General features: G+C 63.3%; 10 protein-coding genes. 9 read left to right on the plus strand and 1 reads right to left on the minus strand.

Annotated features, from left to right (window positions below; genetic code table 11):
- Positions 1–13 precede the first annotated feature (13 nt).
- Positions 14–388 (minus strand): hypothetical protein, encoded by a 375-nt coding sequence (locus PGC08_RS06850; RefSeq protein WP_069599828.1) that lies wholly within the window; start codon positions 386–388, stop codon positions 14–16.
- Positions 389–589: 201 nt separating this feature from the next.
- Here PGC08_RS06850 and PGC08_RS06855 point away from each other — a divergent pair, with 201 nt between their 5' ends.
- The 9 genes from PGC08_RS06855 to PGC08_RS06895 all read left to right on the plus strand — a co-directional run bounded on the left by PGC08_RS06855 (position 590) and on the right by PGC08_RS06895 (position 12,124).
- Positions 590–2,182, plus strand: coding sequence for a peptide chain release factor 3 (locus PGC08_RS06855; protein ID WP_009883977.1), 1,593 nt, complete (start codon positions 590–592; stop codon positions 2,180–2,182).
- A 204-nt stretch (positions 2,183–2,386) separates the two neighbouring features.
- The gene (locus tag PGC08_RS06860; protein ID WP_271709810.1) at positions 2,387–3,472 is read left to right on the plus strand and encodes an inositol-3-phosphate synthase; all 1,086 of its coding nucleotides are present in this window, start codon (positions 2,387–2,389) and stop codon (positions 3,470–3,472) included.
- 288 nt (positions 3,473–3,760) lie between these two features.
- Positions 3,761–5,344: an AbgT family transporter gene (locus PGC08_RS06865; RefSeq protein WP_009883975.1), complete on the plus strand. Its 1,584-nt coding sequence runs from the start codon at positions 3,761–3,763 to the stop codon at positions 5,342–5,344.
- 235 nt (positions 5,345–5,579) lie between these two features.
- Entirely contained in the window at positions 5,580–6,374 is a 795-nt protein-coding gene (locus PGC08_RS06870; protein ID WP_069599829.1) for a Bax inhibitor-1/YccA family protein, read from the plus strand.
- Between the two features lie 262 nt (positions 6,375–6,636).
- A complete protein-coding gene (locus PGC08_RS06875; protein WP_271709811.1) occupies positions 6,637–7,539 on the plus strand; it encodes a dihydrodipicolinate synthase family protein in 903 nt (300 codons plus the stop codon).
- Positions 7,532–9,016: an aldehyde dehydrogenase family protein gene (locus PGC08_RS06880; protein WP_271709812.1), complete on the plus strand. Its 1,485-nt coding sequence runs from the start codon at positions 7,532–7,534 to the stop codon at positions 9,014–9,016. The genes PGC08_RS06875 and PGC08_RS06880 overlap by 8 nt, the downstream gene beginning before the upstream one ends.
- Positions 9,017–9,097: 81 nt before the next feature.
- Positions 9,098–9,985, plus strand: coding sequence for a LysR family transcriptional regulator (locus PGC08_RS06885; RefSeq protein WP_096160504.1), 888 nt, complete (start codon positions 9,098–9,100; stop codon positions 9,983–9,985).
- Positions 9,986–10,056: 71 nt separating this feature from the next.
- Positions 10,057–10,404, plus strand: coding sequence for a hypothetical protein (locus PGC08_RS06890; protein ID WP_009885280.1), 348 nt, complete (start codon positions 10,057–10,059; stop codon positions 10,402–10,404).
- Positions 10,405–10,531: 127 nt separating this feature from the next.
- The gene (locus PGC08_RS06895; protein WP_271709813.1) at positions 10,532–12,124 is read left to right on the plus strand and encodes a molybdopterin-dependent oxidoreductase; all 1,593 of its coding nucleotides are present in this window, start codon (positions 10,532–10,534) and stop codon (positions 12,122–12,124) included.
- Positions 12,125–12,167 lie beyond the last annotated feature (43 nt).

The raw sequence follows: 12,167 nt of genomic DNA on the forward strand, positions 1-12,167 counted from the left end.
GCTGGGGTCGAGTCTAGGCGGGGGCCGTGGTGAAGTAGCCGGCGAAGAGCCACCAGATCGGGAGGATCGCCGCGGCGAGGAAAGCCGCGACGGCCCACCAGATGCGCCACTTCCAGGTGCGCCTGCGGGTGCCGAAGAAGAGGAACACGAGATAGAAGACGAGACAGAACGCACCGGAGAGACTGAGCATCACCATGCTGAAGGCCTCCAACCCGGAGGTCCCAAGATCGAAGAGGTAGCTGGTGACCTGCCCGATCTCGAGGGAGAACTTGATCGCCAGCACCAGGAAGGGGATGCCGAGGAGTGCCGCCAAGATCAGCGGCAGGGCCTTGAGCAGGCGTTCCTTCGGTTCAGAGCGTCCGGCGTATTCAACAAATTCCTCGTTCATCGCCATCCAGCATAAACGTGGAATCCGACAGGACGCTGGACGACTGGCTGGCGCCCACTGCAACACTGGGCCTGCCAGCGACGCTGGGTCTGCCAGCGGCACCGTCGGAGATACGGACGCAAAGCTCCCCGACAGGCGTTCAAAGACAACTGTGACTGACCGGACACCCGGTCGGGGACAGAAGAGGGATAAGATATTTTGGTGACTTCTGGCCAGTATTCTGACAAGGACATTCGAACCCAGGCGGACCGCCGCCGGACGTTCGCTGTCATTTCGCACCCCGACGCGGGTAAATCGACGACCACCGAGGCGCTCGCCCTGCATGCGCGAGCCATCGGCAAGGCCGGCGCCACCCACGGCAAGGCCGGTCGCCGCGCCACCGTCTCCGACTGGATGAAGATGGAGCAGGACCGCGGAATCTCGATCTCCTCGGCGGCACTGCAGTTCGAGTACCGGGACGCGGTCTTCAACCTCGTCGACACCCCGGGACACGCTGACTTCTCCGAGGACACCTACCGTGTGCTCTCTGCCGTCGACTGCGCAGTGATGCTCATCGATGCGGCCAAGGGCCTCGAGGCCCAGACCATGAAGCTCTTCGAAGTCTGTGCCCACCGGGGCATCCCGATCATCACCGTGATCAACAAATGGGACCGTGCCGGTCTCGACGCTCTGGAGCTCATGGACGAGGTTCAGGAACGCACCGGCCTGCTGCCTACTCCGCTGACCTGGCCGGTCGGACAGTCCGGTGACTTCAGGGGAGTCCTCGACCGACTCACCGGCGACTACACGAAGTACGACCGCACCGATGCCGGTGCCAACATCGCCGGAGAAGAGACCTATTCGGCGGACAAGGCCATCGAGCTCGAAGGCGATGCCTGGCAGACCGCCGCCGACGAATCCGATCTCCTCGACATGGAAGATCAGAACCACGACCAGGAGACATTCCTCGCCGGCAAATCGACCCCGGTGATGTTCGCCTCCGCCGTGCTCAACTTCGGCATTCACAAACTCCTCGATATGCTCGTCGACCTGGCACCTGCTGCAGAGGCACGTCTGGACAAGGACGATGAGCCCCGCGACGTGGCCGACCCGTTCTCCGGATTCGTCTTCAAGGTCCAGGCCGGTATGGACTCCAACCACCGTGACCGCCTGGCCTACATCCGCGTCTGCTCGGGCGTCTTCGAACGCGGTTCCGTGCTCACCCACGCCGCGACCGGGAAACCCTTCGCCACGAAGTACGCGCAGCAGGTCTTCGGCCGTGACCGTGATGTCGTCGACGAAGCCTTCCCGGGCGACGTCGTCGGTTTGGTCAACGCCAGCGCACTGCGCGTGGGCGATTCGCTGTACTTAGACAAGAAGGTCGAATTCCCCGGCATTCCGACCTTCTCACCCGAGCACTTCATGGTGATCAGGGCCAAGGACTCCTCGAAGTACAAGCAGTTCCGCCGCGGCATCGAACAGCTCGATCACGAGGGTGTCATTCAGGTGCTGCGCTCAGACCTGCGCGGTGACCAGGCTCCTGTCCTCGGCGCCGTGGGACCGATGCAGTTCGAGGTTGCAGAAGACCGGATGAACAACGAGTTCCACGCACCCTGCTCACTTGAGCGCCTCAACTTCTCCCTGGCCCGTCGCACCACACCGGAATGTGTGCCGACCTTGGCCAGAGAACGGTCGGTGGAGGTTCTGCACCGTTCCGACGGTGAGCTGCTCGCCCTCTTCTCGGACAGATGGCGACTCCAAGGCGTGCAGAAGAACCATCCGGATCTGGTTCTGGAGCCGCTCGTCGTCAGCTGAGTACACACACCGCGAACGGCCGTGCCAAGAGCACGAGCGCTCGAATGCCTCGGAATTCGACGAGGAGGTCCGCTGTTTCGATGAGAGGCCTCGCCGTTTTGACGAGGACATTAAGATGAATAGTCGGGGTCATTTCAAGGTGGCCCCAGTTGGGGAGACCTGACGCTCGGGGAGACCCGAAATGACAAAGGAGATATCACAGACGTGGGAACGAAATCGATTCGAGTCGCGATTGCCGGATTGGGCAACTGCGCCTCTTCCCTGATCCAAGGTGTTGAGTATTACCGGGACGCATCTCCGGGCAGTAAAGTACCGGGACTCATGCACGTGGAATTCGGGGACTATCACGTCGGTGATATCGAATTCGTCGCCGCATTCGATGTCGACGACAAGAAGGTCGGTGCCGATATCGCCGAGGCGATCGTCGCCAGTGAGAACAACACGATCAAAATCGCCGACGTCCCCTCGACCGGGGTCCAGGTGCAGCGCGGACCGACTCTGGACGGACTCGGCGAGTACTACCGCGAGACCATCGTCGAATCAGACGTCGAACCCGTCGACGTCGCTCAGGCTCTGCGTGATGCGCGCGCCGACGTCCTCGTCTGCTACCTGCCCGTGGGTTCGCAGGAGGCCGTGGAGTTCTACGCACAGGCCGCCATCGACGCGAAGGTCGCCTTCGTCAATGCCCTCCCGGTCTTCATCGCCGGCACCAAGGAGTGGGACGAGAAGTTCCGCGCCGCCGGTGTGCCCATCGTCGGTGACGACATCAAGAGCCAGATCGGTGCGACCATCACCCACCGTGTGATGGCCAAACTGTTCGAAGACCGCGGCGTCGTCCTCGACCGCACCTACCAGCTCAATGTCGGCGGCAACATGGACTTCAAGAACATGCTCGAGCGCAAGCGCCTCGAATCGAAGAAGATCTCGAAGACTCAGGCCGTAACCTCGAACACCTCGGCCGAGCTCGAACCTCGCAATGTCCACATCGGCCCCAGTGACTACATTGAGTGGCTCGACGACCGCAAATGGGCCTTCGTCCGCCTCGAGGGCCGCAACTTCGGCGATGCCCCCGTGTCTCTTGAGTACAAGCTCGAGGTCTGGGACTCGCCGAACTCGGCCGGAGTCATCATCGATGCCGTCCGTGCGGCGAAGATCGGCCTCGACCGCGGTGTCGGCGGTGCCCTCATCTCCGCATCGTCGTACTTCATGAAGTCACCCCCTGAGCAGAAGGGCGACGACGCAGCCCATGACGCAGTCGAAGCCTTCATCCAAGGAAACCTCGAGCGCTGAGCTAAGTACCGCAGCATACTGAGAATGCCGATCACACGTTCGTGTGGTCGGCATTCTTTCTGTCCCCGTTTCTCAGTACCGGGCGTACGGATGCTCCTCGACCACCTCGGCGAATGCTGCAGTCGATCCAGGATATGAGATTGCCTCGCCGCAATCGGCGTTGTCCATAACACTGAGAACTTGCACACAGTGGTCCCTGCCACACAATGATCATGATCGACCGCCGAGGTGGGCGGCTTAATCCGGATCACCTGCACACCCTTTTCGACGAGTCACCGAGGAGCATCGATGTCGCGCAATGCCGCTGTCAACGACACGAAACCGAAGAAGCCGGCCGAGCTCAGCTGGCTGATGCGTCTGCTGGTCGTCATCGAGAAGGCCGGAAACAAGCTGCCGCACCCCTTCTGGCTGTTCCTGTCCCTGGCCGTAGTGGTCATGGCGCTCTCGGCGATCTTCTCCGCCACCGGTCTGCAGGCAGTCAACCCGGCCACCGAAGAGACGGTGACGGTGACCAACCTCTTCAGCACAGAGTCCCTACGCGAGATCGTCGCGGGAGCCACGAACAACTTCGTCACGTTCCCACCGCTGGGCCTCGTCCTCATCGTGCTCATCGGTGTCGCCGTGGCAGAGCAGTCCGGACTGATCCCGGCAATGCTGCGCGGCACGATCGCCGGTGCCTCACCGAAGTGGATCACCTTCATCGTCGCACTCGCCGGCACTGCGGCATCGATTGCCTCCGACGCCTCATACATGATCATGATTCCCCTCGGCGGACTCGCGTTCAAGGCGGTGGGGCGCAATCCGATGCTCGGCTGCCTCGTCGCCTACGCTGCAACCTCGGGTGGGTATTCGGCAGCACCGATGGTCAACTCAATGGATACGATCCTCGGCGGTCTCTCCACCTCGGCGGCACAGATCATCGACCCGGACTACGTGGTCAGCCCGCTCGCGAACTTCTACTTCAACTTCATCTCGATGTTCGTAGTCGCAGCCGCCGTCACCCTCGTCACCGAACTGCTGCTGTCGAAGCGAGCCGACCAGATCGAACTCGACGAACCCGACGAGAACGATCCCGAGAACTTCGACGTCAAGATGGCGCTGGACTCCAACGAGAAGCGCGGCATGGTCATCGCAGTCCTGTCCATCGTCGCCTGCGCCGCGATCCTGTTCTTCCTCGCACTGCCGAAGGGATCGTTCCTGCGAGACGAAGCCGGTGGATTCGGTCCCGAATCGGGGCTCATGGCAGGAATCGCCGCCATCATCGGCTTCGGGTTCTTCATCGTCGGCATCGTCTACGGCTACGCCACCGGATCGATCAAGAAGACCTCGGACATTCCCGACATGATGGGCAAGGGACTCCTGCCCTTCGTCCCGGTCATCGTCCTCTTCTTCGCAGCCAGCCAGTTCCTGGCGCTGTTCAAGATGTCCAGCCTCGGCGAGATCCTCGCAATCAAGGGAGCCGAGTTCTTCGGCTCACTCGAGACGGGAACATTCGTCATCCTCCTCGGCGGATGGCTGCTCGTCGCCCTCGGCGCACTGTTCCTGACATCAGGCTCAGGACTGTGGACACTCATGGCGCCGGTTCTCGTGCCGATGTTCATGCTCCTGTCCATCTCCCCGGAGACCACGCAGGCCCTGTACCGCATCGGTGACTCGACGACGAACATCATCTCGCCGATGAGCCCCTACTTCGTCGTCGTCCTCGGCTTCATCCAGAGGTACAAGCGAGACGCCGGAATCGGCACCGTGCTGTCCTTCACCATTCCGCTCTCATTCGCAATGTTCGTCCTCTGGGGACTGCTCTTCTTCATCTGGTGGTCCATCGGAATTCCCTGGGGACCTGGTTCGGCCACGAGCTACCACATGGGCTGAGGTCTCAGTCGAGTGACCACACCTGCCACGAAAACAACATCTGCCGTGGAAACGGGAATAATCGACCCCGCGGCCGGCGTTACGATCGTGCAACGCTCGTTGACTTGAGCGCAGGACCATCAGTGACTGTCCAGCTCAAGTGACTAGACTGAGACTATGAAACAACTCTCGTGCGGCATGTCGTCTGTGCGAGCAACCTGCTCAGATCGAAAGGATCTCGACCGTGAGTAACCCCATGATGAACCGGGCCCTCAACCAGGGAGTCCAGGCCGGCCGCAACGAACCGGTCATGTCCGACCAGGAACTCAACAACCTGTTCGACCAGCCCGCCGCGCAGAACCGCAACGCCGGTCCGCAGACCGCCGAACGCGCGATGACCTACGACGACGTGATGATGAAGACCGGTGTGCTCTTCGCCATTCTTCTCGCTGGTGCCGTCGTCGGCTGGTTCGTTCCAGTCCTTGCCCTTCCCGCGATGCTCATCGCCCTGGTCCTCGGCCTGGTCAACGCGTTCAAGAAGGAACCGAGCAAGGCCCTGATCATCGGCTATGCGGTCTTTGAGGGCGTCTTCCTCGGCGGCATCTCCGCGATCTTCGAAGCCCAGTTCTCCGGCATCGTCCTCCAGGCCGTTCTGGCCACGCTCTGCGTCTTCGGCGTCATGCTCGCCCTGTTCAAGTTCCAGGGTGTGCGCTTCGGCTCGAAGATGAAGAAGTTCATGCTCATCGCCGTCGGCGGTTATGCCATCTTCTCGCTCATCAACTTCGGCATCGCGATGTTCACCGGCACCGGTGGCGCCCGCAGCGTCGAAATCAACATCATGGGAATGACCTTCCCCTTGGGTGTCATCATCGGCATCGTCGCCACCGTGCTCGCAGCCATGACACTCATCATGGACTTCCAGATGATCGAACAGGGTGTGAAGCAGCGGATCCCGGAGAAGTACTCCTGGATGTGCGCCTTCTCCCTCATGGTCACCCTCGTGTGGCTCTACATCGAAATCCTGCGCCTCATCTCCTACTTCAGAAACTAGGAGCGCATCGCCTGCCTCACGGACACCACCGAACGGCGGCGACAGCAGCGAAGCGAAGGGCGGATTCCCAGACAGGGAGTCCGCCCTTCGTCGTATCTGAAACGGTGCGTCGGAGCTGAAGCGCCGAGGTTGTTGGTGCGTTTGTGCACCACGGTCTGTAGCTCCGGGCATTGAAGCCCACCGTCTGTCTTCATAGGCTCGCAGTGTCGGAACCAGCAGAACTTCACCGCAGAAGCAGCGCCGAGAGAAGGATGATCCCATCATGAGCGGACCGAACATGCGCGGCGTCTTCGCCGTTCCCACCACCCCCTTCGATTCGAGCGGGGCGCAGAGCGCGAAGCAGACCGCCGCTGGCGTCGAATCCGTGCTCGCTGCCGGAGTCACTGGAATCCTGTGCCTCGGCGCCACGGGGGAGGCCCTGGCACTGAGCCGGCAGGAACGCGATGCCCAGATCCGCACGGTGGTCGACACTGCAGCCGGCCGCGCCCACGTCGTCGTCGGCTGCATGGCCTACACCCCGACGGAGGTGAGCGCACAGATCGCACAGGCACAGCAGCTGGGCGCCGACGCGGCGATGATCACCCCGCCCTTCTACGGTGGGCTCGAACCCGATACGGCCGTCGCCGCACTGCACACGGTCATGTCCACATCCGAGCTGCCGGTCATGGTCTACAACAACCCGCACTCGACGGGGACCGACCTTCTGCCCCAGCACCTCGGGACACTGCTCGACACCGGCAGCTTCTGGAGCGTGAAGGAGACCTCCGGAGCAGCCACAAGAATCCGTGAGCTGCGCGATGAACTGGGCACCGACGTCGAGGTGTTCGTCGGCGCCGACGGCATCGCGCTCGAAGGATTCACCCAAGGTGCCAGCGGCTGGGTCGCGGCCTCCGCCTGGCTCCTGCCGCGACAGTGCCAACAGCTGTGGGATTTTTCGAACCAGGGCAGGTGGGACGAGGCCGTGGCACTGTGGAATCAACTGGCCGGTCCGCTGGGACAGATCGAAGACAGTCCCGCCTTCATCTCCCTCATCAAACAGACGCTGAGCCGGCGCGGGGCTGAGCAGGGCCCCGTCCGTGCTCCGCTGCCCACCGCAGCACCCGACACCGTCGACGCGCTGCTGGCAGCGATCACCGCCATGGAGAAGGAGACCGCACATGTCTGAGAAGAGCGAACTCGCCGTCACCCGCATCCTCGAGGGCAACCTCGGCGTGCATATGAATGGTCGCAGCCTTCCCGGTGAAGGGCCGCACATCGATCTCATCTCCCCGATGACAGGAACCGCGCTGGGGTCACTAGCGGAGGCCTCGACAGCTCAGCTCGACGCTGCGGTCGGGCATGCCCGCCAGGCGTTTGCTTCCGGTCCGTGGGCCCGCGATGCTGCATACCGGGCAGGCGTTCTGCGCAGACTCGCCGAGGCTGTTGAGGCAGATGCGGAGGTCATCGCCCATCTCGATGCCGTCGAGGCGGGAAAGGTGTTCGCCGGCAGCGTCAGCGAGGATGTCCCGGACGTCGTGGCGAATCTGCGCTTCTTCGCCGATCTGCTCGCCCGGGAGGAGGGTCGCTTCCTGCAGGATGACTCCGGCTGGGGCTGGGTGAGAAAGGTGCCTGTCGGCGTCGTCGGGGTGGTGCTGCCGTGGAACTTCCCGATCGCAATGCTCGGCTGGAAGGTCGCTCCCGCACTGGCCGCCGGAAACGCACTTGTGCTCAAACCCTCCGAGGACTCCGTGCTCAGCGCCCTGCACTTCGCACAGCTGGCCACCGAGGCGGGAGTGCCCGACGGAATCATCAACGTGCTCACGGGGACGGGTCCGAGTATCGGGCAGGCGATGGGACTGCACTCCGGAATCGATGTCCTCACCTTCACCGGGTCCGGGCCCACCGGCCGTTCCTTCCTCGAATCCTCGGCACGGTCGAATCTGAAGAAAGTCTCCCTCGAACTCGGCGGACGGGCAGGCTACATCGTCGACAGTGAGTATGCCTCGGACTATGCGACCATCGCTGCCGATATCGCCGGGGCAGCGTTCGGTCAGAGTGGGCAGAACTGCACGGCCTCATCGCGGACGATGTTCATCGGCGACGACACCGAATACGCTCACTTCCGCGAGGCCCTCGTCGCAGCGACAGCTTCGATCACCGTCGGCGACCCCTTCGCCGATGGGACCGATATGGGCCCGGTGATCAACGCCAAGGCCCACCAGCGAATCACCTCGTGGATCGACGAAGCCATCGAGAGGGGCGCAAGTGTCGTCAATGACCGAGTCGAGGTTCCGAGCCAAGGCTATTGGGTTCCGCCGACGATCCTCGAAGGAGTGCCGGGAGAGAGCGAACTCGGTCGTGGAGAGATCTTCGGTCCGCTGACCCAGCTGCTGCGCATGACTTCGCGGGAAGAAGCCGTGAGCGCCATCAACGATGAACCTTATGGCCTGGCCTCGACGGTGTGGTGCGAGGATCTGGCCACGGTCAAGTGGTGGGCCGATCAGATCCGGGTGGGGACGCTTGCGATCAACGGCTACAGCGAGGGAACAGTCGCGACACCCTTCGGCGGAATGCGCGAATCCGGGTTCTGGGGTCGTGACAACGGACCGGAGGCCCTCGAGACCTATCAGGAGTCGATGACCGTGTGGATTGCACAGAGCTGAGGGAGGCAGCTCACGCGTCGAGCAGATGCCCGGGCACCCGGTAGAGTCTTTGACGGAGACGTATCGAGGAGGATCGTTGGCATGAAGGTGGACGCGGAAGATGTCAGGTACTTCCATGTGGTGGCCAACGCCGGCACCCTTGCCCGCGCCGGAACCGAGCTCGGCGTGGATCATACGACCGTCAGCCGGCGGGTGCAGCGTCTCGAGCATGCTCTGGGGATGCGACTCTTCACTCGCACACGGACCGGATGGGAGCTGAACGCCAACGGGGAGAGCCTGCTGCCGGCCGCACGAACTCTTGCGCTCGGCTACGACGTCTTCACCGACGGCGACCCGACGCAGATCGGCCCCGAGGAATGGACGGTGATCACCTCAGACGGCTTCGCCTCGACGATACTCGCCCCTCGGTGCGGGCAGCTTCTCGCCGACGGGCGGGCCATCCTGCGCATCGTCTCCGCACCCTCCTTGGCCTCCCGCGACGGGGTGTCCTACGATGTCGCGGTGGTGCGCTCGCGACCCTCATCGCCGTCGGTGCGCTCGAAGCTGCTGGCACGCTACGAGATCGGCCTGTTCGCGACCGAGGAGTATCTCAGCCGCCATCGACCCATCCGTGACCTGGCTGACCTGGAGAACCACGTCATCGCCTGGTACTCCGATGATCCCGTGGCGGGGATCCCCGAATACGACACCTTGCGAACGAAGCTGCCGACATCGATCCGACTGCAGTCGAACAGCCTCAATGTCCACGAGCAGGCGGCTCTGGCCGGCGTGGGGCTGGCGGTGATGCCGACGTACACTGCCGGTCGCCATGACGAGCTCGTACGAGTCCTGCCGGAGGAGATGAGCTTCCACGGCAGCTACTGGACCGTGCTGCCGACGGCGCAGCTGCGCTGGCAGGTCACCGACAGGGTCATGGCGTTCCTCCACGAAGCTGTTCGTGACGCCGGGCTCACCGTCCCCGGGGAGTGAAAAGTTACAAGCCAACCGCGGGGACGGGCCCGACCTCGGGAACGCGCGTGCACCCGGACTATCATGGGCTCATGAGCACAGCAGAGGCGGATCTTGAGACCGAGGTTCGGCGTCTGCGCATCCGCATCATCGGCCTCAACCCTCGCCAGCTCGCCGAGGCGGGTCCGAATTCTCCCGCCACCGACGCTGGCACCATGTCCAGGAGAGGCACCATCACCGAGGCGCTCGCGCAGTTCTCGGCGATCGGCTCTGATGGTCGTAGCGTCCCCGACCTGGGGGATCAGAGCTTAGCTGACCAGGTCGTCGTCCTCATCGAAGACGGAATGGCATCGACCAAGGCACTCCCGGAAGAATCTCGGCAGGAACGACTGGAAGCGCTGCTCGAAACAGCGATTCGACTCCGTCGCGAACTCGCCTAGTTCCCTTCTCCACCGCGGCCCCGCGAGGCGACGTCATCGATCTGTAAGGTTTTCCGCCCCCTCCGGAAGCCGCAGACGAGGATAATCAACAGCACCAGCCGCTGTCCCGAGAAGGTGTGCACCCTTGATGACCGATCGCCGTCCACTGCTCTTCACCCTCGCAGGCATCGTCGCGACCCTCGTGTACTTCGGCGCCGGCGAGTTCATCTCCGGTGCCTTCTCCGCCACCTCGGCGCCGCTGCTGATCCTGGGACAGACGATCATCCCACTCGTACCCACCGCGATGATCAAGACTGCCATCAGCATCTTCGGGACGAACGACAAGCTCGCCCTCGTCATCACCCTCGTCATCGTCGGAGCGATCCTCGGCGGCGTGATCGGCCGGATCGGCCTGCACCGGCGGGCGCTGTCATTCGTGCTCCTCATCGGCCTCGGCATCCTGCCGGTCGTATTGCTGTTGAGCACAGGAGGATCGTTCCTCGACGCGGTTCCGGCACTCTTAGGGGTGGGGCTGGGATGTGCCGTCTATGTGGGGCTCATCCGCTTCGCCGGTCGGGCCGAGCAGCTCTCCGGTGGCCCAGTCGACAACGACGTGAAGCTCGACGCGGACGCCCATTCCGGCACAGACTTACACCCCGGCACCGACCGGCGTGCCTTCTTCGGTCTGGCTGCGGGACTGAGCGTGGTCGGAATCGCCGCCATCGCGGCCGGACAGTCCGCCGCGATCCTCGCCCGAAATGCGGCAGGAGCGGTGACGAAACTGGTGCTGCCACGGCCGGCCACCTCGGCGCCTAAGATCCCGGCAGGAGCAGATCTGAACATCGAGGGACTCGCCCCGATCATCACCCCCAACGACGACTTCTACCGCATCGACACCACGCTCATCCCGCCGTCCGTTGACGCTGCGTCCTGGTCACTGCGCATCCACGGAATGGTCGACGAGGAAGTCACGATCACCATGGACGAACTGCTCGAACTGCCACTGGAAGAGCACCGAGTCAGCCTGACCTGTGTCTCGAACGAGGTCGGCGGTGACCTCGTCGGCAACGCCACGTGGCTCGGGTACCCGGTGCGCGAACTGCTCAAACGTGCCAAACCTCAGGACGGGGCAGACATGGTGCTCTCGACCTCCGATGACGGCTTCACCGCCTCCACACCGCTTGAAACGCTCACCGATGATCGAGCGTCGCTGCTGGCCGTGGGCATGAACGGCGAACCGCTGCCCCGCGACCACGGCTTCCCCGCCCGACTCGTCGTGCCCGGACTCTACGGCTTCGTCTCCGCGACCAAATGGGTCACCGAACTCGAAGTCACCCGCTTCGCCGACAAGGAGGCCTACTGGACGACGCGCGGCTGGTCCACCCACGGGCCCGTCCTCGTGGCCTCAAGGGTCGACGTTCCCCGCGCCGGTGCCCAGGTCAACCCGAACAAAGACGGCCAGATCGTCACCGCAGGCATGGCCTGGGCCCAACACGTCGGCATCGCCGAGGTGCGAGTGCGCATCGACAGCGGAGACTGGCACACCGCCGAACTGAGCGAAGAGCTGAACTCTGACACCTGGCGGCAGTGGCGGTGTGCCTTCGATGACCTTGAGTCGGGCAGCCACACCGTGACGGTGCGAGCGGTCGATGCTGACGGCAACGTCCAGATCTCCGAACGCAGGCCCGCGATCCCCGGCAGCGCCACCGGTCTCCACGACAGGGACTTCACCGTCGCCTGAGCAGCCGAGTCACACCTGCGGACAGTCAAAAGCCGAGGCTGTC

Source organism: Brevibacterium sp. BDJS002 (genome assembly GCF_028201555.1).
Lineage (GTDB): Bacteria > Actinomycetota > Actinomycetes > Actinomycetales > Brevibacteriaceae > Brevibacterium > Brevibacterium aurantiacum.